Source organism: Burkholderia sp. IT-111MI5 (assembly GCF_949752865.1).
Lineage (GTDB): Bacteria > Pseudomonadota > Gammaproteobacteria > Burkholderiales > Burkholderiaceae > Burkholderia > Burkholderia pyrrocinia_C.
In genome coordinates, this window is sequence record NZ_CATKIF010000072.1 from 63,648 (window position 1) to 87,445 (window position 23,798).

21 protein-coding genes are annotated in these 23,798 nt (G+C 65.6%); 17 read left to right on the forward strand and 4 right to left on the reverse strand.

The genetic code is table 11. From position 1 onward, the window contains the following. The first annotated feature begins 42 nt into the window (after positions 1 to 42). The 7 genes from chvE to ACM6JT_RS33380 all read left to right on the forward strand — a co-directional run bounded on the left by chvE (position 43) and on the right by ACM6JT_RS33380 (position 6,879). Positions 43 to 1,113, forward strand: a complete 1,071-nt coding sequence (gene chvE, locus ACM6JT_RS33350) for a multiple monosaccharide ABC transporter substrate-binding protein (RefSeq protein WP_414858046.1) — start codon at positions 43 to 45, stop codon at positions 1,111 to 1,113. Between the two features lie 56 nt (positions 1,114 to 1,169). After that, positions 1,170 to 2,699, forward strand: a complete 1,530-nt coding sequence (gene mmsA, locus ACM6JT_RS33355) for a multiple monosaccharide ABC transporter ATP-binding protein (protein ID WP_414858047.1) — start codon at positions 1,170 to 1,172, stop codon at positions 2,697 to 2,699. Positions 2,700 to 2,760: 61 nt separating this feature from the next. After that, entirely contained in the window at positions 2,761 to 3,909 is a 1,149-nt protein-coding gene (mmsB, locus tag ACM6JT_RS33360) for a multiple monosaccharide ABC transporter permease (RefSeq protein WP_243567208.1), read from the forward strand. A 161-nt stretch (positions 3,910 to 4,070) separates the two neighbouring features. Next, positions 4,071 to 4,367 carry a Dabb family protein gene (locus ACM6JT_RS33365; RefSeq protein WP_243567209.1) on the forward strand — a complete coding sequence of 99 codons (297 nt, stop codon included), beginning with the start codon at positions 4,071 to 4,073 and terminating at the stop codon, positions 4,365 to 4,367. 38 nt (positions 4,368 to 4,405) lie between these two features. Further along, complete coding sequence (locus ACM6JT_RS33370) at positions 4,406 to 5,467, forward strand: maleylacetate reductase (protein ID WP_243567210.1); 1,062 nt, start codon at positions 4,406 to 4,408, stop codon at positions 5,465 to 5,467. 18 nt (positions 5,468 to 5,485) lie between these two features. Beyond that, positions 5,486 to 5,677 (forward strand): hypothetical protein, encoded by a 192-nt coding sequence (locus ACM6JT_RS33375; RefSeq protein ID WP_243567212.1) that lies wholly within the window; start codon positions 5,486 to 5,488, stop codon positions 5,675 to 5,677. 131 nt (positions 5,678 to 5,808) lie between these two features. Continuing rightward, positions 5,809 to 6,879 carry a lysozyme inhibitor LprI family protein gene (locus tag ACM6JT_RS33380; protein ID WP_414858048.1) on the forward strand — a complete coding sequence of 357 codons (1,071 nt, stop codon included), beginning with the start codon at positions 5,809 to 5,811 and terminating at the stop codon, positions 6,877 to 6,879. Between the two features lie 34 nt (positions 6,880 to 6,913). Here the strand turns inward: ACM6JT_RS33380 and ACM6JT_RS33385 are convergent, their stop codons facing one another. Next, on the reverse strand, positions 6,914 to 8,005 hold the full coding sequence (locus ACM6JT_RS33385) for a LacI family DNA-binding transcriptional regulator (protein ID WP_414858049.1): 1,092 nt from the start codon (positions 8,003 to 8,005) through the stop codon (positions 6,914 to 6,916). 241 nt (positions 8,006 to 8,246) lie between these two features. On the opposite strand from ACM6JT_RS33385, the gene rbsK reads away from it, so the two are divergent. The 4 genes from rbsK to ACM6JT_RS33405 all read left to right on the forward strand — a co-directional run bounded on the left by rbsK (position 8,247) and on the right by ACM6JT_RS33405 (position 12,810). Beyond that, entirely contained in the window at positions 8,247 to 9,173 is a 927-nt protein-coding gene (rbsK, locus tag ACM6JT_RS33390; protein WP_105391982.1) for a ribokinase, read from the forward strand. 60 nt (positions 9,174 to 9,233) lie between these two features. Beyond that, the gene (locus tag ACM6JT_RS33395) at positions 9,234 to 10,553 is read left to right on the forward strand and encodes an MFS transporter (RefSeq protein WP_243567217.1); all 1,320 of its coding nucleotides are present in this window, start codon (positions 9,234 to 9,236) and stop codon (positions 10,551 to 10,553) included. 43 nt (positions 10,554 to 10,596) lie between these two features. Continuing rightward, the gene (locus tag ACM6JT_RS33400; protein ID WP_243567218.1) at positions 10,597 to 11,544 is read left to right on the forward strand and encodes a dihydrodipicolinate synthase family protein; all 948 of its coding nucleotides are present in this window, start codon (positions 10,597 to 10,599) and stop codon (positions 11,542 to 11,544) included. Positions 11,545 to 12,162: 618 nt separating this feature from the next. Continuing rightward, positions 12,163 to 12,810, forward strand: coding sequence for a hypothetical protein (locus ACM6JT_RS33405; protein WP_034182617.1), 648 nt, complete (start codon positions 12,163 to 12,165; stop codon positions 12,808 to 12,810). A gap of 64 nt (positions 12,811 to 12,874) precedes the next feature. On the opposite strand, the gene fliD is transcribed toward ACM6JT_RS33405, so the two are convergent. Beyond that, a complete protein-coding gene (gene fliD / locus ACM6JT_RS33410) occupies positions 12,875 to 14,386 on the reverse strand; it encodes a flagellar filament capping protein FliD (RefSeq protein ID WP_414858050.1) in 1,512 nt (503 codons plus the stop codon). A gap of 1,069 nt (positions 14,387 to 15,455) precedes the next feature. On the opposite strand from fliD, the gene ACM6JT_RS33415 reads away from it, so the two are divergent. The 6 genes from ACM6JT_RS33415 to ACM6JT_RS33440 all read left to right on the forward strand — a co-directional run bounded on the left by ACM6JT_RS33415 (position 15,456) and on the right by ACM6JT_RS33440 (position 21,764). Continuing rightward, positions 15,456 to 15,869, forward strand: a complete 414-nt coding sequence (locus ACM6JT_RS33415; RefSeq protein WP_034182511.1) for a DoxX family protein — start codon at positions 15,456 to 15,458, stop codon at positions 15,867 to 15,869. Positions 15,870 to 16,126: 257 nt separating this feature from the next. Beyond that, entirely contained in the window at positions 16,127 to 17,092 is a 966-nt protein-coding gene (locus ACM6JT_RS33420) for a dTDP-4-dehydrorhamnose reductase family protein (protein WP_414858051.1), read from the forward strand. Positions 17,093 to 17,492: 400 nt separating this feature from the next. After that, positions 17,493 to 18,842 (forward strand): reverse transcriptase family protein, encoded by a 1,350-nt coding sequence (locus ACM6JT_RS33425; RefSeq protein WP_414858052.1) that lies wholly within the window; start codon positions 17,493 to 17,495, stop codon positions 18,840 to 18,842. Positions 18,843 to 19,205: 363 nt separating this feature from the next. Further along, on the forward strand, positions 19,206 to 19,535 hold the full coding sequence (locus ACM6JT_RS33430) for an H-NS family nucleoid-associated regulatory protein (RefSeq protein WP_034182616.1): 330 nt from the start codon (positions 19,206 to 19,208) through the stop codon (positions 19,533 to 19,535). A gap of 336 nt (positions 19,536 to 19,871) precedes the next feature. Continuing rightward, a complete protein-coding gene (locus tag ACM6JT_RS33435; RefSeq protein WP_414858053.1) occupies positions 19,872 to 21,119 on the forward strand; it encodes an MFS transporter in 1,248 nt (415 codons plus the stop codon). Between the two features lie 78 nt (positions 21,120 to 21,197). After that, positions 21,198 to 21,764 (forward strand): DNA-binding protein, encoded by a 567-nt coding sequence (locus tag ACM6JT_RS33440; RefSeq protein ID WP_105392031.1) that lies wholly within the window; start codon positions 21,198 to 21,200, stop codon positions 21,762 to 21,764. A gap of 89 nt (positions 21,765 to 21,853) precedes the next feature. Here the strand turns inward: ACM6JT_RS33440 and ACM6JT_RS33445 are convergent, their stop codons facing one another. Both ACM6JT_RS33445 and ACM6JT_RS33450 read right to left on the reverse strand, forming a co-directional pair. After that, positions 21,854 to 22,555, reverse strand: a complete 702-nt coding sequence (locus tag ACM6JT_RS33445) for a pentapeptide repeat-containing protein (protein WP_414858136.1) — start codon at positions 22,553 to 22,555, stop codon at positions 21,854 to 21,856. Between the two features lie 130 nt (positions 22,556 to 22,685). Further along, positions 22,686 to 23,666, reverse strand: a complete 981-nt coding sequence (locus ACM6JT_RS33450) for a helix-turn-helix domain-containing GNAT family N-acetyltransferase (protein ID WP_175749252.1) — start codon at positions 23,664 to 23,666, stop codon at positions 22,686 to 22,688. Between the last annotated feature and the right edge of the window lie 132 nt (positions 23,667 to 23,798).

Here is a 23,798-nt window from a genome sequence, read left to right on the forward strand (position 1 = left end):
CCCGATCTTCAAATAAATAGCAGTCCATATCAGGAGACAGAAATGAACATCGTCAAGCGCCTCGCGATTGCAGCGGGCATCAGCATCGGACTGGCCGCCATGTCGGCTTCGTCGTTCGCACAGGACAAGGGTGTCATCGGCATCTCGTTGCCGGACAAGACCGAGTCGCGGTGGCTCACCGACGGCAAGAGCATGGTCGATGCGCTGAAGGCGAAGGGCTATGCGGCCGATCTGCAGTATGCAAACTACGATGTCCCGACGCAGGTGAACCAGGTCGAGAACATGCTCGCCAAGGGCGTGAAGGCGCTGATCATCGCACCGATCGACGGCAAGACTTTTTCCGATGCGCTCGCGTACGCGCAGAAAAAACACATCAAGGTCATTTCATACGACCGCCTGATCAGCCAGACGAAGGACGTCGACTACTACGCCACGTTCGACAACTATGGCGTGGGCGTGCTGCAGGCGCAGAGCATCGTCGCCGCGTGGCAGAAGAAGGGTGGCAAGACACCGTTCAACATCGAGGTCTTCGGCGGCTCCTCGGACGACAACAACGCGCACATGGTCTACGCGGGCGGCATGTCGGTGCTCAAGCCCTACATCGACAGCGGCAAGTTCGTGATTCGCAGCAAGCAGGCCGCATTCGAGAAGATCGCGACCCGCAACTGGGATGGCGCGACGGCCCAGTCGCGCATGGACAACCTGTTGAGCGCGTTCTACGGCAAGGACCGTCTCGATGCGGTCTGGACACCGAACGACGCAATCGCCATTGGGGTGATTTCGTCGCTCAAGGGGGTGGGCTATGGCTCCGCGCAAGCGCCGATGCCGGTGGTGACGGGGCAGGACGCGGACATCCAGAACATCAAGGCGATCCTCCGAGGGGATCAGGCGACGACGGTGTTCAAGGATACGCGCAAGCTCGCGAGCGTCACGGCCGCGATGGTCGACGACGCGCTCGCCGGCAAGACGGTCGCGGTGAACGACACGAAGAGCTACAACAACGGCGCGAAGATCGTGCCGACGTATCTGGTGAAACCCGTTCTCGTGGACAAGGACAACGTTCAGGCGATGCTCGTCAACAGCGGCTATTACACGCAGGCGCAACTCAAGTAACCGCAGCGCGGTCGCGCGAGACGCAACCCGGCGTGCGAGAAACGAGGAGGATGAAGATGGACACCATTCTGGAGATGAACGGCATCCAGAAGGCATTCGGCCAGGTCAAGGCCCTGAATAACGTCAACCTGCGAGTCGGAAGGGGCGAGATTCATGCCATCTGCGGGGAGAACGGTGCCGGAAAATCGACGCTGATGAAGATTCTGAGCGGTGTCTACGCGCACGGGTCTTACGCCGGCACGGTCGTGTATGACGGCGAGGAGCGCAGGTTTTCGGATATCACCGACAGCGAGGCGGTGGGCATCATCATCATCCATCAGGAGCTCGCTCTGGTGCCCATGCTGTCGATCACCGAGAACATTTTCCTGGGCAACGAGCAGTCGCGCAGAGGCGTCATCGACTGGCACGGCTCGCGTGCGCGCGCGAAGGCGTTGCTTCAGAAGGTCGGTCTCGGCGATTCGCCGGATACGCCCGTCGGCACGCTGGGCATCGGCAAGCAGCAGCTGGTGGAAATTGCGAAGGCGTTGTCGAAGGAAGTGCGGTTACTGATTCTGGACGAGCCCACGGCCAGCCTGAACGAAAAGGATAGCGAAACGTTGCTCGATTTGCTGCTGGACCTGAAGCGGCGCGGGGTGACGTCCATCATCATCTCGCACAAGCTCAACGAAATCTCGCGTGTCGCCGACAGCATTACGGTGATCCGCGACGGTTCGACCGTCGACGAACTGGATTGCCGCGCGGAAAGCGTGAGCGAGGATCGCATCATCAAGGCGATGGTCGGCCGCGAAATGTCCGATCGGTATCCGAAGCGGGTTCCGAACATCGGCGACGTCATCTTCGAGGTCAAGGACTGGCGTGTCCGGCATCCCACGCAGCGGGATCGTGCGGTCATCAAGGGTGTCGACCTGGTGGCACGTGCCGGAGAAATCGTCGGCATCGCCGGCCTGATGGGATCGGGGCGCACCGAGCTGGCGATGAGCATATTCGGCGGCGCGTACGGCCAGGACATCAGCGGCTCGGTGCTGATCCATGGAAAGCCGGTCGATGTGTCGTCCGTGCGTAAAGCCATCGATGCCGGGCTTGCTTATGTCACCGAGGATAGAAAGGGCAACGGCCTGCTTCTGGACGACGATATCCGGACGAACATCTCGCTGGCCAATCTCGCGGGCGTGTCGAAATACGGCATCGTGAATGAACACGAGGAAGCCAGCGTTGCGTCGGACTTTCTGGCAAAGCTGCGCATCCGGGCGCAGGGTGTATCGCACGTCGTCGGCAACCTGTCGGGTGGCAATCAGCAGAAGGTCGTGTTGAGCAAGTGGCTGTTCTCCGGGCCGGACGTGCTCATTCTCGACGAGCCGACCCGTGGCATCGACGTGGGTGCGAAGTACGAGATCTACAGCATCATCAATCAAGCGGTTGCGGCGGGCAAGTGCGTCGTGATGATTTCCTCGGAGATGCCGGAGCTTCTTGGCATGTGCGACCGCGTCTATGTGATGAACGAAGGCCGGTTCGTCGGCGAGTTCACATCGGAAGAAGTCTCGCAGGAGAAGATCATGCGGGCAATCATGCGAAATGGAGGCATCTGAAATGCGCAAGGCTCTCTCGCCAACGGCTCCGCAAGAAGGCGAAGTCAGGAACAGCGACATCATGAGCGCGATCAAGCGTGGTTTGAGCGAATACGGTTTGCTGTTCTCGCTCATCGTGATCATGGTCTTCTTCCAGGTCGCGACCGGCGGCGTGCTCATGCAGCCGCTGAACCTGACGAATCTCGTGCTGCAGAACAGCTACATCGTCATCATGGCGCTCGGGATGCTGATGGTGATCGTTGCCGGTCACATCGACCTGTCGGTCGGCTCGACGGCAGGCCTCGTGGGCGCGCTTGCGGCCGTGCTGATGGTGCAGTTCAACGTCAACTACGTGCTGGCCACCGTCGTTTGCATTGCGACGGGCGCGCTCATCGGCGCGGTGCAGGGGTACTGGATTGCGTTCTGGCGGATGCCGTCGTTCATCGTCACGCTGGCCGGCATGCTGGTGTTTCGCGGGCTGACCAATCTGGTCCTGCAGGGCCAGTCGATCGGCCCGTTCCCCGACGCCTTCGCGGCGGTGAGTTCGGGTTTCATCCCCGACGTGTTCCGCGGCGAGGATCTTCATGTCACGTCGATCGTGCTCGGCGTCCTGGTGGGCGCGGCGTTCTTCGCGATCGAACTTCGCCATCGCGCGAGCGCGGCGAAGTACGGCATGGGCAACGGTTCATTCCCGATGATGGTCGCGAAGAACGCCGTGCTGACCGGATTGATCGTCTACTTCTGCTACCTCCTCGCGTCGTATCGGGGTTTGCCGACGGTGCTGGTCATCATGGGTGTGCTGATCGGGGTGTACACGTTCGTGATGAACCGTACGACGATCGGCCGTCGGGTCTACGCGGTCGGCGGTAACGCGAAAGCAGCACGGCTTTCCGGGGTCAGCGTGCCCGCGGTGAGTTTTCTCACGTTCGTCAACATGGGTGTGCTCGCCGCGCTGGCGGGAATCATCTTTGCGGCCCGGCTCAACAGCGGCACGCCCAAGGCGGGGACCGGATTCGAGCTCGACGTCATCGCCGCGTGCTTTATCGGCGGCGCATCGGCATCTGGCGGGGTGGGCAAGGTAGTGGGTGCCGTGGTCGGCGCATTCATCATGGGTGTGATGAACAACGGCATGTCCATCATGGGCATCGGTGTCGACTATCAGCAGGTCATCAAGGGTGTCGTGTTGCTCGCGGCCGTGTTCGTCGACGTGTACAACAAGAACAAGGCCTGATACACGCGGCGCCGATCGAGGGGAACCGGGAGGACTCGGTCCGTGTGAGTGATTTCACGCGAGCGAGCAATGCGACAGGCGTCATGATCCGGGTCCCCGACAGCGGCGACTCCGGGAAACGTGTCGCCGGTCTGAGAACAAGCATCAGTGACGGAAGCGACATGATCAAGCACATCGTGATGTGGGACGTTCGAGGCGAGACGCCCGAACAAAAGAGGGAAACTGCGCAATTCGTCAAAACGGCATTCGAGAGCCTCGAAGGAAAGATTCCCGGTCTGACGAAACTGGAAGTGGGTATGGACTTCAGCAAGGTCGACTATGCGTGCGACGTCGTGCTGTATACCGAGTTCGAGAGCGTCGAGCATCTCGCAGCATACGCTTCCCACCCCGAACATCTGAGAGTCAAGCAGGTGCTTGGCGACTGCCGGATTTCGCGGCATCAGGTCGACTACGTCTGATGTCTCCATCGGTCTGATACATAGCGAAAGGGCTTTTCATGTACGACTTTACGTATACGACGCATGCGTCGCGCGTGATTTTTGGCGCCGGCAGCATGAATCTGGTCCAGCAGGAGGTCGAGAGGCTGGGTGCGCGCCGCGCGATCGTTCTGTGTACGCCGCAGCAGAAAGCGCAGGCAGAATCGGTCGCCGCGTTGCTCGGGCCGGCGAGCGCGGGTGTGTTCGATGGCGCGCAGATGCATGTGCCCATCGAGAATGCCCGTCGCGCCCGCGCATACGCGAAGGAAGTCGGCGCCGACTGCGCGATCGCCATCGGCGGTGGATCGACGATCGGGCTCGGCAAGGCGATTGCGCTCGAGTCGTCGTTGCCCATCATCGCGATTCCGACCACCTATGCCGGTTCGGAGATGACGCCCATCTTCGGCATTACCGAGGACGGCTTGAAAAGGACCGGGCGCGACGCGAACGTGCTGCCCAGAACGGTGCTTTACGATCCGGAGCTATCGGTCGGGTTGCCCGCGCAGCTATCGTTTGTCAGCGGCTTGAACGCAATCGCGCATGCGGCGGAAGGGCTGTATGCGAAAGACGGCAATCCTGTCATGGCGTTGATGGCGGAAGAGGGTATCCGTTCGCTCGCAAAGGGGCTGCGGGGCATCAAGAAGCAGAACCGAGACATGGAGGCGCGCAGCGACGCGCTTTACGGTGCCTGGCTGTGCGGCATGGTGCTCGGGACGGTCGGCATGGCGCTGCACCACAAGCTGTGTCACACGCTGGGCGGCACGTTCAACCTCCCGCACGCCGAGACGCATGCGATCGTCCTGCCGCACGCGCTGGCGTACAACAGCCCGGTGGCGGAAGATGCGATGGCACGTATCGCGCGGGCACTCGATGCGCAGAGCGCCCCGGACGGGCTCTATGAACTGAATCGGGAACTGGGCGTGCCGGGCGGCCTGGGCGAAATCGGTATGCGCGAGCAGGACCTCGACCGCGCTTGCGAGGTGGCAATGTCCAACCCGTATTGGAACCCGCGCCCCGTTGAGGCAGTGCCGCTTCGCGATCTCCTTCAACGGGCGTGGGCGGGGAGCCGGCCACGTGCATGAAGTCGTTCGGAGTGCGGGTTGCAGGCTTCAGCCGTTTCAGGAACAGGTCGCCGCGCGGCGCGTCTGGTTCTCGTCGACGGAGGACGAAGGGGTGATGTGATTGCCTTCATCGGGATCATCGATACCGCTGCGGAAGCCGCATTGCGCGACGGCATCGTGCAACGCAGCGCGGCCACCGGGACGGTTGCACCGACATCGAACGTCGATTGATCGGCGTCGCGCATTCGGGTTACGCTTCGGCGGGCGACGGCATGCGTCGCATGTCGGGCCGGGCGTTTTTACCTTGAATGTCGCGTGCAGGTAGCTTCTACAGGCGCGCGACCCAGCGACGATCCAAGCCGATGACCATCCAGAACCGATCGAACGCGCGCGGGCAAACCGCGACTCCCGCAGGTGATGCGCGGTACATGCGCCTGCGATCCATCGCGGCGGCCGCGCTGCTGACGCTGTTGCCGATCGCCGCGCATGCGGCCGGCTTCGACTGTGCGAAGGCCGCTTCGCCGACCGAGAAGACGATCTGCGCCGACACTGCGCTGTCGAAGCTCGACGGCGACCTGGCGGCTGCGTGGAAGAAGGCACTCGCGAAAGGTGGCGATACGGCCGCGCTGAAGGCCGCGCAGTTGAAGTGGCTCAAGCAGCGCGACCAGTGCGGCAACGATGCACCGTGCCTCGGCGACCGCTATCGCGAACGGCTCGCGAGCCTGAACGGTACGCCGCTTGCCGCCGACCGCTGGCAGCAGACGTGGTACCTGACGAGCGACAACCCGTCGTTCGGCGGCGTGCTGACGTTGACCGGCACTGCACCTCGGCTGCATTTCGAATTGAGCGCCAACAACGGCGCGAATACCGGCGGGCTCGACGGCGACATCGTGCTGCACGGCGACAGCGGCACCTACCGCAAGGACAAATGCCGGCTCGATTTCGACCGGAAGGGCGGACGCATCCGCGTCACGCAACAGGGTGGGGATTTCGATTGCGGCGCCGGCGCGGGCGTCGTCTACGCGGGCGACTACGTGACCGCATCGCAGTTCCTGGCCAAGCCGCAGGCCGACCTGCTGAGCCTCAAGGTCGTGACCGACGCGACGCAGAACGCGACCGCGCACAAGCTGCTTGGCGCCGACTACCCGACGCTCGTCGACATGGTCAATTACAGCGCCGACGAAAAGGATCTCGACGGACTCAACGCGCGCGTGAAGTCGTACTGGGTGCGCGGCATCGCGACGACGAACGCGGCGATCGTGATGAGCCGCGGCACCGATCTGTGGATCGGGCTGCTCGTGTTCGATGCGCAGAACAAGGTCCGGATGCGCTATTACTCGAACGCGCAGGCGTGGAAGAAAACCGTGCCGAAGACCATCCAGGCGTGGCACGACACTCTCGACAAGACGCTGCCGATCGACGTGATGCAGTGAGCGCGCGGGGCGGCCGGAGCCGCTCGACGCGTCTTCATTCTTTGCGCGATGCGCTCGCCTGCGCCTGCTTCGGCGGCGCGGCCGATTCCCGTATCCGCAACTCCGGCATGACGGCTCGACCGGGCCCCGTTGCGCCGTTCTCGAGCGCGTCGAGCAACGCATGCGCGGCCTGCCGCCCGATCGCATCGGTGTCGACCCACATCGTCGTCAGCGGCGGCCGGATCTCGCGCGCGAGCGCGATGTCGTCGAACCCGGTGATCGACAATTGCGCGGGCACGTCGATGCCGAGCGCCTGCGCCTCGAGCAACGCGCCGAGCGCGAGCGCATCGTTGCCGCAAATCACGGCCGTCGGCCGCGTCGCCGCGTCGCTGTCGGCAATCGCGCGCAGGCTCGCCCGCCCGAACGCGATCGTGGCCGCGCCTTCGTGCTGATGCACGGGGCGCACCGCGAGCCCGTGCGCGGCAAGCGTGTCGTGAATGCCGCGCAGGCGAGCCTGCACACGGTCGTTGTCGGCCGACGGCTGCATGATGATCGCGAAATCGCGGTGGCCGAGGTCGAGCAGGTGCGTGGTGAGCCGCGCGAACGCCGCGCGGTTGTCGAAGCCGATGCAGCAGTGCGGGCTGTCGTCGCGATACGCGTACGTGACGACGTACGGCACGCCGTGCATCGCAAGCAGTTCGAACAATTCCGGCGGATACGCTTCACCGACCAGCGATACGGCTTCGACGCCGCGCGACAGCATCGCGCGCACCTGCGCCAGCGCCTGCGCGGGATCGTAGTTCGAGCAGCCGAGAAACAGCGTGATGCCGTGCTCGGCCATGACGGTCTGCATGCCCGCGACCTGCGACGCGAACACCTGGTCGTCGAGCGTCGGAATGATCGCGCCGGTGATGTGGGTGCGCGTGGACGCGAGCGCGCGGCCGGCCGCATTCGGAATCCAGTTCAGTGCGCGCGCCGCGTCGCGCACGCGCTGTTGCACGTCGGCCGACACCTTGCCGGGATCGTTGTAGACGCGCGAGACGGTCGCGGTCGACACGCCGGCCAGCTTCGCGACGTCACCGAGCACCGAGCGGCCGCTGCCGCGTCGCGCCCGCGTCGCGCCGCCGCGGGACGGGGGCGTGCTCATCGGCCGTCTCCCGGCGTGGCGGTGTTGCCGACGCCGCGCGCTGTCAAAAGCGTCATTGTTTACCCTCGATTCATGGTGGTCCCGCTTGCATCCCGATTCGATCTTGTGAGAATGTAAGCGCTATCTTGATGCTGTTCCGTATTATGTCAGACCCATACTTCATCCGCATTGCGGAATTTTCATCGACGACGGCCTTCCCGGCCGTTTTGTCCACCTCAAATGTAAGCGGTTACATCGAGAAATGAACAGCGCCCGTTCACCGCATATCGCTGTCGTCGGCAGCGTGAACATCGACCTCGTCACGCGTGCGCCGCGCCTGCCGGTGCCGGGCGAGACGCTGCTCGGCACTGAATTCCAGACCATTCACGGCGGCAAGGGGGCGAACCAGGCGGTTGCGGCCGCGCGCCTGGGTGCGTCGGTTGCGATGATCGGCTGCGTCGGCGACGACGCGTTCGGTGCGCGCCTGCACGGCGCGCTCGCGGCTGAACGGATCGACGTGACGCACCTGCATCGTATCGGCGGCACGTCGACCGGCGTTGCCGCGATCACGGTTGACGACGGCGGCGCGAACAGCATCGTCGTCGTGCCCGGCGCGAATGCGTGCCTCGATGCCGGCCGGATCGACGCGGCGCGCGAAACGATCGCCGGGGCGGCGCTGCTCGTATGCCAGCTCGAAGTGCCGATCGCGACGGTGGCGCACGCGATTGCCTGTGCAAGCGCGCACCACACGCCGGTGCTGCTCAATCCCGCGCCTGCGCAGCCGCTGTTCGACGCGTTGCTGGCGCGAGTCGACTACCTCGTCGTCAACGAAACCGAAGCCGAGTCGCTGACCGGCATCGCCGTCGGCGACGATGCGTCGGCCGTGCGCGCCGCCGATGCGCTGTGCGCGAAGGGCGTCGGCAACGTGCTGGTCACGCTCGGCGCGCGCGGCGTGTGCTGGCGCGGCAGCGCAGGGAACGGCCGCCATCGTGCGATGTCGGTGACGGCCGTCGATACGACCGCGGCCGGCGACACGTTCGTCGGCGGGTTCGCGGCCGCCCGCGCAGACGGCGCTTCGATGGACGACGCGATCGGCTTCGGTCAGCGTGCGGCCGCGATCAGCGTCACGCGTTACGGCGCGCAGACCTCGATCCCGACGCGCGAAGAAGTGACACGTATGGATACCTGAATTCCGCAAGCGACGGAATGGCCGGAACCGGCCGATACCCGAGACATGGAGACAAACGTAATGAGCGAAAACCAGACTGTTCCGCACGCGCCGCCGCGTATCCGGCGCGGGCAACGCATCGCGCTCGCGCTGTTGATGGCGAGCGGGATCGTCAATTATCTCGATCGAGGCACGCTGGCTGTCGCGAGCTCGGCGATCCGGGGCGATCTCGGCTTGTCGCTCTCGCAGATGGGGCTGCTGCTGTCGGCGTTCTCGTGGAGCTATGCGCTGTGCCAGTTTCCGGTCGGCGGGCTCGTCGACCGCATCGGTCCGCGCCGGCTGCTCGGCATCGGGCTGATCGTCTGGTCGATCGCACAGGCGGCCGGCGGCATCGTGTCCACCTTCGGCTGGTTCATCGTCGCGCGCATCGTGCTCGGCATCGGCGAGGCGCCGCAGTTCCCGTCGGCCGCGCGGGTGGTGAGCAACTGGTTCCCGCTGCGTGCGCGCGGCACGCCGACCGGGATCTTCAACGCCGCGTCGCCGCTCGGCACCGCGCTCGCGCCGTTGCTGCTGTCGATCCTCGTCGCATCGTTCGACTGGCGCTGGGCGTTCATTGCGACGGGCGCAGCGGGTCTCGTCGTCGCCGTCGTCTGGTTTGCGCTGTACCGCGATCCGGTGCGCGCGCAACTGACTGCGGAGGAGCGCGGTTATCTCGATGCCGATGCGCAAAGCGTCGTCGCGGCGCCGAAGCTGACCTTCGCCGAATGGCGCAGCCTGTTCTCGCACGGCACGACCTGGGGGATGCTGATCGGCTTTTTCGGTTCCGTGTACCTGAACTGGGTGTACCTGACCTGGCTGCCCGGGTACTTGACGATGGAGCGGCACATGAGCCTGATCCGCACCGGGTTTGCCGCGTCGGTGCCGTTCCTGTGCGGGTTCGTCGGCTCGCTGGTCGCCGGCTGGCTGTCGGACGTGGTTACGCGCCGCAGCCGTTCGCCGGTCGTGAGCCGGCGCAATGCGGTGGTGGTCGCGATGCTCGGGATGGTCGCGTTCACGATTCCGGCCGCGCTCGTGCAGAGCAATGCGGTTGCGCTCGCATGCATTTCGGTCGTGATATTTCTTGCCAACGCGGCGTCGGCCTCTTCGTGGGCGCTCGCGACGGCGGCCGCGCCGCCGAGCCGTGTCGCGTCACTCGGCGCGATCCAGAATTTCGGCGGTTTCATCGGCGGCGCGCTCGCGCCGATCCTGACGGGCATCATTGCGCAGAAGTGGTCGTTCGTGCCCGCGCTGCTGACCGCCGCAGCGATCGCGTTCGCCGGTGCGATGGCTTACCTGCTGCTGGTGCGCAAGCCGATTCCCGAGCAGGCGGCGAATGCCGCGCACGGACCGTTGCCGGCCTGAGCACGCAGCTTGTACACGCATTCACTGAAGGAAGGAGAAACAGATGCAACACCAGCAGCAAGCGAACGTGACCATCGAGGGGATCGTACCGGTGATGCTGACGCCGTTCGACGATGCCGGCGCGATCGACTACGCGGGGCTCGAGCGGCTCATCGAATGGTATCTGGCGCACGGCGCGGATGCGTTGTTCGCGGTCGCGCAATCGAGCGAGATGCAGTTCCTGAGTCTTGCCGAACGTGCGGAACTGGCGCGCTTCGTGGTCGAGCGGGTGGCCGGGCGCGTGCCCGTCGTCGCATCGGGGCACATCAGCGACGATCTCGACGCACAGGTCGCCGAGTTGTGCGCGGCGGCCGAATCGGGTGCGCAGGGCGTCGTGCTCGTGACCAACCGGCTCGATCCGCAGCGCAAGGGCAGCGCCGCGCTGCTCGACCATCTGCACAGGCTGCTCGCGCGACTGCCGTCGGATCTGCCGCTCGGCCTGTATGAGTGTCCGGCGCCTTACCGGCGGCTTCTTTCGGATGACGAACTGCGCGCGTGCATCGACACGGGCCGGTTCGTGATGCTCAAGGACGTGAGCTGCGACCTCGAGACGGTGAAGCGGCGGGTCGCGCTCGCCGCGGGATCGCCGCTGAAGATCCTGAACGCGAACGCCGCGATTGCGTGGGACGCGATGAAGGCGGGGTCCGCGGGCTTCAACGGCGTGTTCACCAACTTCCATCCGGATCTCTACCGATGGTTGCGCACGCAAGGAGACGCGAACCCGGCGCTGGCCGACGAACTGTCGACGTTCCTGGTCGTGTCGGCGGTGTCGGAAGCGCTGGGCTATCCGGCGATGGCGAAGATCTACCATCAGCGGATCGGCACCTTCGGGTCGATCAAATGCCGCGCGATCGATTACGACGTGCGCGAACGATTCTGGGCGCTCGATGCGGTACTCGACAAGATCGTGGCCGGTACCGAGCATTTCCGCCGGCGGATCGCCGCGCAATAGCGAATACGGCGCGCCGTGTGGAGCAGGCGGCGCGCGACGGGATGGCGTGCCGCGCAGTCGGCCGCTTTTGCACGCGTGCATCGAGACACGCTCGACAGCGCCGCATGCTTGCCGCAAGAAAAGTCGGCGTCTCGCGATGCATTGCGAATGCGTCGCGCCGTGCAGTGCTGACGGCGTACCTGCAACGTCCCGGATGGTATGTACCCGGCGCGCGTCCGTGTCGGGCGCGCAACGTAACCAAACCATCTGGATTCCCGAATACATCGGTGGCGGCAATGCCGCCTGCCGCGACCACACCCCCACGGTAGCCGGCCGGGACGGGCACGATGCCCGTTGTCACGAACGGCGGCCCACCGCAGACACGCCGTCCGGCCTTCATCCACCGCATCACAAAATCGAACCGCCCGCGCTCCACGAGCGCGGCGCCGACGCGCGTCCGACTACCGCGCTGCGTACTGCGCTTTGGTGGCGTCCGGTGACCTGTCCGGCATGCTCCGTCACCGCACGACAAAAGCATACAAATCTGCTCAATCCGTCTATCGGTTCTTGTAATGGTTCGTAATATTATGCCTCGGAGCGTTTTTTACCGATGAACCGTTGAATCCGTATTCGTTTCCGATGCAACCAGTGACGACGACTAGCCAGCCACCGATCCTGGCGGCGCCGGTGGATGCCATGCTGCATGCCGTGATCGACGAGGTCGTTCATCGGAGCGTATCGGAAGCGACGACGCGCAGCGGCTACATGCGGTGCGCCGACTACGCGATCGTCGGCGCGCAGGTGCTGACGCTGCTGACCGGCAAGGCTTACCGGCCGTTCGCGGGCGGCGAAGTGATGGATTTCGGCGGCGGCAACCTGTACGCGCTGTGCACGACGCGCGAGCGGCGCCGCACCGCGCGGCATCTGTCGCACCTCGCGCGGTATCACTGCTGGATCGAAGCGCGCCACGACGATGTCGGCGGTCGCGTGCGCAAGGAGATCGTCGACTTCACGCTGCGCCACGACGAGACCGTCGCGAACACTCTGGGGATGCCGTTCGCCCGCGCGTACCAGGCGTATTTCTGGGGCTGGGAGGACGAGCACGCGGTGCCGGCGGAGTTGCACGATCATCCCGTATTCGCGAAGCAGGGCCCGGTCTGGCGCTGGGCCGAGCGCGAATGCACGACGCTGCTGCGCGCATACGAGCGCGAACGGCCAGGCTATTTCGGGCGTCAGGTGTCGCGTGCAATCGATTTGTTCGCCGACCGCGTCGAGGGGCTCGGCTGACGGCTCGACCCGCTCGAACCATTGCGCGGGAACCGCCGAAGCGGTCACCGCGAAGCCCGGCCGTTCATCTTTTCGCCAGCGTGCCGCTGCTGTTTGCGCCGCCGAACAAACGCGTCAGGTACTGCGAGTTCGAGTTCATCCTGGCCATCAGCGTGTTGAGTGCCGTGAACTGCGCCTGGTACTGCCTGGTCAATTGCGCGGCGTAGTCGGACAGATCGGACTGCTGCTGCGTGATGCGCTTCAGATCGGCATTCAGTGCGGTCGTGCGCACGTCGATCATTCCGTTCTTCTTCGTAAATTGCGTGATCTGCTCGGTCAGGCGCGTGCCGATCCCGTGCGTCGGGTTGAACAGGCGCGCGACCGCCGTCGGGTTGGCGGACAGCGTGTCGCCGAGCTTCGCGCTGTCGACGCTCAGCGTGCCGTCCCGCTCGAGCTTGATGCCGATCGACAGCAGGTTCGCTTGCCCGCCGCCTTTCCCGGTGCCGCCGCTGTCGACGCCGCGCGCGACGCTCGATGCGAGCGAATTGCGGATCGTGTTCAACGTCGAATCGCCGATCAGCGCGCCTTGTGCGCTCGCGCCTTCCGTGTAGCTCGTCAGCGCGCCCATCGTCTTGACGACCGTGTTGTACAGGCTCACGAAATTCGTGATCGTCGCCGCTTGCGATTTCGTGTCGGTGCTGACCGTCAGCGTCTGCGTATCGGTCTCGCTGACCGCGGCTGCCGACAGGTTCAGCGTGATGCCCGTCAGCACACCCGACACCGCGTTGCTCGCGCTGGTCGACGCGATCCCGTTGATCGTGAACTTCGCATCCTGTGCCACCGCGCTTTGCCGCCACGCGGCCGCGCCGTTCGCCGATTCGATCTTCGACGCGCCGCCGGCCGTGTCGGCCGTCGACGTGACGCCGAGGCTCGACAGCCCGTTGTCGTTGGCCACGTTGCCGACCGCGACGCTGATCGCGTTCGCCGCGCCCGTCTTCGACGATGCGAGCACGAGGTGCGCGCCGTCGGTGCCGTTGATGACCGTCGCGCTGATCCCCGGGTTGTTCGACGCCGCGTTGATCGCGGCCGCGATGCCCGACAGCGTGTTGTTCGTGCTGCCGACCTCGACCTTGAACGACTGGCTGCCGAGCGACAGCGTCAGCGTGCCGGTGCCGAGTGCCTTGGTCCCGTTGAAACCCGCCGACGACAGCGCCTGCGCAGTCGCGATCTGCGTGACGCCGATCGTGTAGGTGCCGGCGACCGCACCCGCACCCGCCGTCGCGGTCAGGCCCTTGCCGCTCGCGACGGCGTTGAACGTCGACTGCAGCCCGCCGTTCGTCAGCGATGTCAGGCCCGCCTGGAGCGCGCCCAGCGCCGACGACAGTGCGCCGAATGCGGAAATCCGCGTGCTGCCGGTCGCTTGCGACGCGGCAAGCGTCGCGGCACGGCCGGCCGTCTTCGCGTTCACCAGCGTCTTGACCAGCGTGCCGACGTCCATCGACGGATTGCCGGTCGAGCCGTTGATGATCGATTGCGCCGCCTGTTGCATCAGGCTGTTCGCGTTCGCGCTGTTATTCACGGGCGTGTTCGTTGGCATGGGTGGGCTCCGGTTGAAAGGCGATCCTGCGACGAACGGCTGTCGAGTCCGCTCGCTATGATCCGGGCGGCCTCGTCGCGATTCGCCTGCATGCTGCCTCCCGCGCGACGCATTCCGGGGTTCACGGGAGGCGTCGGGGAAACGTAAGAACGAATCGGTGGGCCATCGTATATTTAAATCGGCGTTAATTCGTAATTTTTTGTAATGTTTGTTGGGGAAATTGTGGGTGGGCAGATGGATGTGAGATGGTGAATTGCGATTTTTTATCGCAAGCGCATGATTTAAATTGTATTTATTGGGGGATTTTTGTTGGAGTTAAAAACTTTCTGAAAGCGTGAATGTTTGATGAGGAGTTTTTCGTCCATGCCGCTAAACGTCAGGCGGAGCGGCTGCGTGGAGCAGGCGCCATGCTTGGTCGGTATCGAGCCGCAAACTTGTCAGGTAGGCGATATCACGCTACATGGGATATCGGGCCACGCGTACGTGAAACGTTTCCGGTTACCAATTTGCATTCCAGATCCGTGTGTCTTTGATCGAAAAAAGATCACTGGCTGACTGTAAAGACGATCGAATTGCGAAGCAGAATCAATGGCGAATGAACCACGCATAGAACGTGTCGCCGAATAACTGTTGAGACGAATTGTTGTGACCGGCATGTGTCAATTGGCGCCAACAATATCAATTGAATAAGGCGGCCAGGAAGAAGAGGAACAGTTCTCCTGATCTGGAAACACGAGAACGGAGCGATTTGCACGGGGCCGAAAATCGTTTGCGCTGCCCGTCATCCGCTGTGTAACGGCCTTGTTGCGTTCGATTGTCTACTTAAGTGAGACAGCGAATCGCTTTATGGGGGATTGATGATTCCTGATGAGACAGTAGACTGCACCCGTGCTTCGCCAGAACCGATCCGGAGCGCGCCAGAAACGGCGCAACCGGACGGATTCTTCGGCGGCGGGCCGTCCGGTCCGCTGTCCGATCGTGTGAGGAGTGGTCCGTTGCCGACCTGGCGTGCCGATTCGGCGCGCATCGGCGCCGGATGCATCAAACCGTCAATTCAAGGGTGATTGCTATGCGTTACGTTTCGCTGGAGTCGAAGAAGGACGAGCTGCTGCTGGCGGCTCGCGTGCTGTTGATGATCCTGTTCGTGCTGTTCGGCTGGCAGAAGCTGAACGGCTTCTCGGGCACGGTCGCGTACATGGCGTCGACGGGGAACCCGGCGCCGGAACTGGCGGCCGTGATCGCGGTGGCGGTCGAACTGGCCGGCGGCCTGCTGATCGCGATCGGCTTCTATACGCGTCCGCTCGCGCTGGTGTTCGCCGCCTATACGCTCGCGACCGCGCTGATCGGCCATCGCTACTGGGCGCTGCAGGGCATGGACCAGTACATGGCGATGATCAACTTCTACAAGAACGTCAGCATCATCGGCGGGTTGCTGTTGCTCGCGCTGACCGGGCCGGGACGGTATTCGCTCGACCGGAAGTAAAGCGGCGCGAAGTTTCAGTGCAGTGTGGCAGGCCCGGCGCGCGGAAGTGTGCCGGGCTTTGTCTTTCGGGTGGCGGGCGAATCGCCGATGGCTCCGGAGTAGCGTGCGCCGGGTGGCGATTCCGCATAGTACGGTTCGAGGGTCGTTTGTCGTTTGTCGTTGATCGGTTGCGCGCCTTTTCCGCTATCCTCCGGACGACCGCAGCGCGAACGCCGAACGCGACCTCGCGCCTCCCCACGTCACCCGAATCGCCGCCTATGCCAAGCCCAACTTCGTCGACCGAACTCCCGACCATCCTCGTCATCGGCGCCTCCGGCCTGCTCGGCCGCGCGGTTGCCGCGTCGCTGGCCCGCGAATCGTCGCTGACGCTGCTCGCGACCATCCGGAACCCGCAAAGCACAGGCGCAAAACTTCTCGCGCTGCCCCCGGAAAACGTCGCCCGACTCGACGCGCTCGACCAGCCGGCCCTCGAACACCTCTTCGAAACCAGCAAACCGGCCGCCGTCATCCTCTGCGCAGCCGAACGCCGTCCCGACGTGTGCGAACGCGACCCGGCCGCCGCGCGCGCCATCAACGTCACCGCGCCGGCCCGCATCGGCGCGCTCGCCGCGCGATATGGCGCATGGACGCTGGGCATCTCCACCGACTACGTATTCGACGGCAAGGCGGCCCCGTACCGTGAAGACGCCACGCCGAACCCGCTGAACATCTACGGCCGCACGAAGCTGGAAGGCGAAGCTGCGCTCCTCGCCGCATCGCCGCTGTCGTGCGTGCTGCGCCTGCCGTTGCTTTACGGCCCGGTCGCCGACTGGAGCGAATCGGCCGTCACGAGCCTCGTCCCCGCGATCGTCGCTTCCGCGCGCCCGGGTGCCGACGCGGTCGGCATGGATGCATGGGCGATCCGCTATCCGACCTACACGCCGGACGTCGCGCAAGTCATCCGCGACCTGACGCTGCGTCATCTCGCGGGCGCGTCCATCACGGGTATCCGTCATTGGTCGGGCGAGGAGCCGATGACGAAGTACGACATCGCGCAGCGGATCGCGGCAGCGCTCGGCATCGACGCATCGCTCGCGCCGATCGAGCAGCCGACCGATGCGACGCCGCGTCCGTATGACTGCCATCTGGACGCGTCGCGCGTGCGCGAACTCGGGATCGATTACGCGACGCCGTTCGATACCGCGTTGCGCACGGTGCTGCGCGATGCGCCGCAGGTGCCGTAGGATCGGGCGCCATCCGCGGCCTGCGGCGCACGCCCGACGCTGGCCTGCCGATTCGCCGCAAGTGCGAATCGCAAACACCGCGCGGCATCTCCCCGCGCACCCAGGCGCCAAGCCATGCAACTGAAATGGCTCGAAGATTTCGTCGAAGTCGCGCGCGCGGCTGCGGCGCGGGTCTGCCCGCCGGGTTTGACATCCCGTCGTCCCGGCCTTTAAAGTCCCGACGCGGGGCGGTGGGTCAAGCACACGCCCGGAACAGGCAGCCGATGTTCCAGGACTACGGGGCTACCCCGTGGATGAGATCGACACCCCGATGCGTCGCAAGGGGATCCGTTGCGCGTCGCGCAACGCAGCCCCTCGCAGTACCGGTCACGTTGACTCATCGTCCCGCCCATCTCTGGCTATGCACTCATTCCTGCGCGAAACCGTCCGCGTGATTGCCGAAGCGATGCTGGCCGGTTCGCCCGAACGCGGCGGCATCGTTGCGCGGATGGCGGCCGTGCTCGGCGATGCGCCGCCGTGGGCGCACGAAACCGCGGATGCCGCGCTCGCGCGCTTCGGCTCGAACTGGGCCGACGCCGACATCGATGCGCTTGCGGCGGACCTGGCCGATGCGCCCGGGTTCGTGCGCGCGTGGTACGGCGACGACCGGCCGGCAGTGATCCGCGTCGTGCGTCGGCCGCCGGTCCAGCAGCCGTTGCCGGCACCGCTTGCCGGCTGCGACGTGCCGCAATGGGCGACGCCCGGCGATCTCGCCGGCTGGCTCGGCGTGAGCGTGCCGGAACTCGACTGGCTGTCCGACCACTGGCGCGTCGACGCACGCGGCGGCACGACGCCGCTGCATCACTACACGTACGCTGCGATCGACAAGCGCAGCGGCGGGTGCCGCGTGGTCGAGATCCCGAAGGGACGGCTGCGCGAAGCGCAGCGCCGCATCCTGCACGGGCTGCTCGATCGCATTGCGCCGCACGGCGCGGTACACGGCTTTCGCAAGGGTCACGGGATCGTGTCGTTTGCGGCGCCGCATGCGGATCGCGACGTCGTCGTCCGCTTCGATCTCGCGGATTTCTTCGTGTCGGTGCGCGCCGCGCGGGTCCATGCGCTGTTCGTCGCGCTCGGGTATCCGGCCGAAGTCGCGCGCACGCTCACCGGGCTGTGCACCAACCGTGTGCCGTCGGCGCGGCTGCTCGCGCCGGACCTGCGCGAGCGGCTCGACTGGATCGCCCGGCAACGCTACCGCAACCGGCACCTGCCGCAGGGCGCGCCGACGTCGCCGGCGCTGGCGAACCTGGGCGCATTCCGGTTCGACATGCGGCTCGCCGCGCTCGCGCGTTCGCTCGATGCGACCTATACGCGCTATGCCGACGATCTCGCGTTTTCGGGCGGCGGCGCGCTCGCGCGCGAAGTCGAGCGGCTGCAGGTCAGGGTTGCCGCGATCGCGCTCGAGGAGGGCTTCGCGCTGCAACTGCGCAAGACCCGCGTAATGCGGCGCGGCACGCGGCAGCAGCTGGCCGGCGTGGTCGTCAATCGTCATCCGAATCTGGCGCGCGATGAGTTCGATCTCCTGAAGGCCATCCTGACCAACTGCATCCGGCGCGGACCGGCGTCGCAGAATCGCGACGCACACCCGGATTTCCGCGCGCATCTCGCCGGACGCGTCGCGCATGCGGCCGCGCTGAACGCGGCGCGCGGCGCGAAGCTGCGCGCGCTGTTCGACCGGATCGCGTGGGATGCTGACGGCGTCGGCCGGTAAGGCGTCCTGGCAGGCATCGGCTTCGGCCGGCAAACGGCACGTCGGGCACGTCGTTCAGGCTCCGGCCCGCAACTCGTGCAACACGACGACGCGCACTGCTATCATTCGCGCCATGCCGCGCCGGTGTCAGGTGCGGCGCATGACCTGCCGCAGCCGTTCGCCGTGCATTCGTACGCGGCGTGCCGCGCGCTGCCGGCCCGACCCGATCTGTTTTTGACGTGCGACGTCGTTTCGTGCGCGTCGCGCAAACCATGCCGGCTCGGCCAAACGATTCGCATATGTGACAGCACCGATCGGCGGAACTTCGTGGTAGGTTCGGCCATCGGAGTTTTTTGCAAAAACATGCCCAAAGAGGATGAATACATGACCCAGGCTCTGCAGGAACTCGAAGCACAACTTCGGGACCTGAACATCAAGCTGTCGGACGCAAAGCAGAAGGAGAAGCAGGCCGCGCTCGCGGCCTTCAAGGAACAGGTCGAGCTTCTGGGAATCACGCAGCAGGAAGTGCTGAGCGCGCTCGGCTACATCGTCCAGCGAAAACGCAAGGCGCCTGCCAAGTACTACGATCCGACGACCGGCCGCTCGTGGTCGGGCCGCGGCCCGCGGCCGAAATGGCTCGAAGGCAAGGATCTCGACACGCTCGTCGTCGATCGCGAGGCCAAGACCTGGTGGCCCGGGGACGATCAGGGCTGAAGCCCGCCGCGGCGCCGTCCGGTTCGCGCGCGCGGGCCGGCCGGCACCACCCGGCCAGCACAATGTCTTTCGTTCGGTGTCCGGCCTGATCGCGACATCGCCGGCCTTGCCGCCGACACCGGATCGCCGTTTTCCCGTTCATTGCCCGCCGATTCCCGCTCTCCGTCCCGGAAAGCGGGCGCGCGGCGCATCCTGACTCGTCGCCGACCATGCGGGCATGACGGACGGGAGCGGAGGGCGACGCGCGCCCGCATCGCCGCGCATCGGCACGTTCGCCGGCCCGTCATGCGCGGGCACAGGCCTTAGAATGTCGCCGGACTTTCGTGGCAGGACACCATGGCAGCAAACATCAAATCCCCGGCGCTCGACGGCTCGTCGGCCCCGCGCCCGGAGCAGGTCGGCCCCTACGCGTGGAAGGCGCTGGCCGGATCGGCGATCGGCTATGCGATGGACGGCTTCGACCTGCTGATCCTCGGCTTCATGCTGCCCGCGATCACGGCGGCGCTGCACCTGACGCCCGGGCAGGGCGGCGCGCTGGTCACGTGGACGCTGATCGGCGCGGTCGCGGGCGGCATCGTGTTCGGCGCGCTGAGCGACCGCTACGGGCGCGTGCGCGTGCTGACCTGGACGATCCTGCTGTTCGCGGTCTTTACCGGCCTGTGCGCGTTCGCGCGCGGCTTCTCGGATCTGCTCGTCTACCGCACCATCGCGGGCATCGGGCTGGGCGGCGAGTTCGGGATCGGCATGGCGCTCGCGGCCGAAGCATGGCCGGCGAGCAAGCGTGCCCGCGTGTCGTGCTACGTCGCGCTCGGCTGGCAGGCCGGCGTGCTGCTGGCCGCGCTGCTGACGCCGTTCCTGCTGCTCCACATCGGCTGGCGCGGCATGTTCGTGGTCGGCGTGCTGCCCGCGCTGCTCGCGTGGGTCATGCGCAACAAGCTGCACGAGCCGGAAGCGTTCGTGCAGCGCGCGGCGCAGCCGAAGGCCAACGCGTTCCGCATGCTTGTCGCCGACGGCCGCACCGCGCGCACGAGCGTCGGCATCGCGATCCTGTGTTCGGTCCAGAATTTCGGCTACTACGGGATCATGATCTGGCTGCCGACCTTCCTGTCGAAGCAGATGGGCTTCTCGCTGACGAAATCGGGGCTGTGGACGGCGGCAACCGTCATCGGGATGATGATCGGCGTCTGGGTGTTCGGGCAACTGGCCGACCGGATCGGGCGCAAGCCGACGTTCCTGCTGTACCAGCTCGGCGCGGTCGCGACGGTCATCGCGTATGCGCGGCTGTCGGACCCGACGGCGATGCTGTGGGCCGGCGCGCTGATGGGGATGTTCGTCAACGGGATGGTCGGCGGCTACGGGGCGCTGATGTCCGAAGGCTATCCGACGGCCGCGCGCGCGACCGCGCAGAACGTGCTGTGGAATATCGGCCGCGCGGTCGGCGGCTTCGGGCCGGTCGCGGTCGGCGCACTGGCCGCGCACTACTCGTTCCAGACGGCCATCGCGTTGCTCGCCGGCCTCTATGTGCTCGACATGGTCGCGACGCTGTTCCTGATCCCCGAGCTCAAGGGCGTCGAGCTCGAATGAGCGCGGCGGGTGTGGGCCCGCTTGCGGTCGGAACCCGATGCGATCGCACCCATCGCAACGACATCACCGGAAACCACGATGCAACCAAAGAATAAAACGATCGGCGTGATGGGCTCGGGCAAGGACCCGTGGCTCGCGTTTTCGGAACCGCTCGGCGCGTGGCTCGCGCAGGCCGGCTTCAACCTGCTGACGGGCGGCGGGCAGGGCGTGATGCTGGCGGTCGCGCGCGCGTTCGCCGGCGTGCCGGGGCGGGCCGGGCGATCGATCGGCATCCTGCCGACGCAGGCCGATCCGCTCGCGGGCTTCGTGCCGCTCGACGGTTATCCGCATCCGTTCGTCGACATCCCGATCCTCACGCCGCTGCCGCGCCGCGAGCCAGGCGCCGATCCGCGGACGATCAACCGCAACTACGTGAACGTGCTGAGCAGCGACCTGATCGTCGCGCTGCCGGGCGGGCACGGCACGGCCGAGGAGATTTCGCTCGCGCGGCGCTGGGGCAAGCCGCTCGTCTGCTTCGGGCCGGATGGCGCGTTTCGGGAGCTGGCTGCCGGTGCCGCATGCACGTCGTCGCTCGACGACGTGATCCGCTTCGTGGAAGACGCGTTTGCGCCGGAGCAGGCGCAGGTGGCGCACGCGCTGCGATAGTTCACGCGTTCGGCTTCGACGGCTTGCGACCTGCCCGCCGCGCGGCGACGAACCGGGCGCGAACGTGTCTGCGTGACCCTGCGTGGCCTCTACGCGACCCGAATCCCGAGATTCTCGATCAGCATCGCCGCCTGCTCATAGGAGACGGTCGCGCCGCGAAGGACGCCGGACGCGAGCAGTTTGGGCGTACCGCTGAGATCCACGTCGCGCAGGTCGGCACCATCAAACTTCACATCGTTCAGATGCGCGTTGCGCAGGCTGCCGCCTTCGAAAACGGCGTCGCGAAAGTCCGCACCGGCGAGATCGGCGTCCGAGAAGTCGAGTGCCACGAGGCGGGTCTTCCGGAATGAAAAGCGCCGCAGGTTTGCGCCGACCAGCAACGTATTCTCGAATTCGAGGCCGAGCGACTTGCATTCCTCGAAATCGGCCCCGGTCAGCCGGCATTCCTTGAAGCGGGCCGAGCTGAGCTTGCTGCGTCGCCAGCTCGTATTGTTGAGATCGCATGACTGGAACACGGCGTCCTCGAGATCCGACGATGCAAAGCTGGCCTGGCGGGCCCGGCACCGGATCCACACTGTCTGCGCCAGCGTGGCACCGACGAACGACGTTTCCGCGAGCGTGCATCGCTCGAATCGCGCGCCTCGCAAATCCAGGCGCGACAGGTCCGCGCCCTCGAGGTCGCAGTCCTCCAGATGGAGGGGGGCCGGCGAGCCTTCGACGAGATGCAGCAATTCGGCGCGATCCAGCGTGCGGCCGGTGATGGAGACTCCGCGGTTTGTCAGGTGATCCATGGTCATGTGAAGTGTTCGGGGCAAACAGTATCCGGATTTCGCGGTATCGCACGTTCGGTATCGCGCACCGCGAAATGTTGGTGCGCCGGGCGACGCCGTCGATCGACAGGCTGTCGATCCCGGTTGAACCTCAGCAACCGGCCGGCCCCGGCCGGCTGAAACGCTGCTCGACCACCTCGGTTCCCCATTGCGTGCCCGCGGACTCGCCGGTCAGCGTAAAGCCGAACGACTCGTACAGATGGCGCGCGGAATCGAGGCCCTTGAACGTCCACAGGCAGGTTTCGCGAAACCGCTGCTCGTCGACGAAGCGCATGGCTTGCGTCATCAGCTGGCGCCCGATGCCCGATCCGCGCAACGCGTCGTTCACGATGAACCATCGCAGATGCGCGACGCCGGTCGCCGGGTTGCCGTCGATCGCGAGCGACGCGAGTGTCCGCCCGTCCTCCTGGCAGAGCCAGAGCGCCTTGCCGTCGGCCGGCAGCGCGCCCGCGAACTCGGCAAGTTCGGTCGCCACGCGCTTTTCGAAAAAGGCGCCGAATCCCCAGTGCTCCGAATAGAAGCGCGCGTGCAGGCTCGCGATGTCGCCGATGCAGCCCGGCTGGTAGCCTTCGCGGATCTGCGGCGTGTCGGGTGCCGCGGCGGGCGACTTGGCGGCGTTGTCTTGCGCGAGCGCATCGGCGTACAGCGCGAGCGAGCGCAGCAGCGTCTGCTGGTCGGCCGGAACCATGCGGCGCAGCGCATTCGACACCTGGTCCGTCGCGAACTGGTCGATTCTTTTCCGGAGCTTTTTTCCTTCGGCGGTGAGGGTCAGCTCGGTCGCGCGCGCGTCCTCGCTCGACACGCGCCGCTCCACGATACCGGCGGCTTCGAGCCGCGCGAGTTGCCGGCTCGTGTTCGATTTGTCCAGGCGCAGGATGTTGCCGAGATCCCGGGCGTTGATGCCGGGCGCCATCCCGATCTCGAGGATCGCGTGAACGGCCGAAGGCGCCCAGTCGCTGTCGGCCAGCGTCGCGCGCATGAAGCCGAGCTCGCGAACCAGTTTGCGGGAGAAGTCGCGAAGCTCGAGGATGGTCGCTTCGCGAGGCTTGGCGGGAGCGTCGATGAGATCCATGGTCTGCCTGAAAAGGTTGCGTGTCGCAATCGATAATAGTTGCGGATCGCAACTTGATCAAGGTGGATTTTCGGTGAAGCGGTGGCCCGTTCGGTCGCCGTCGGGGGAGCGGCGTTGAAGTCGATCAAGGGG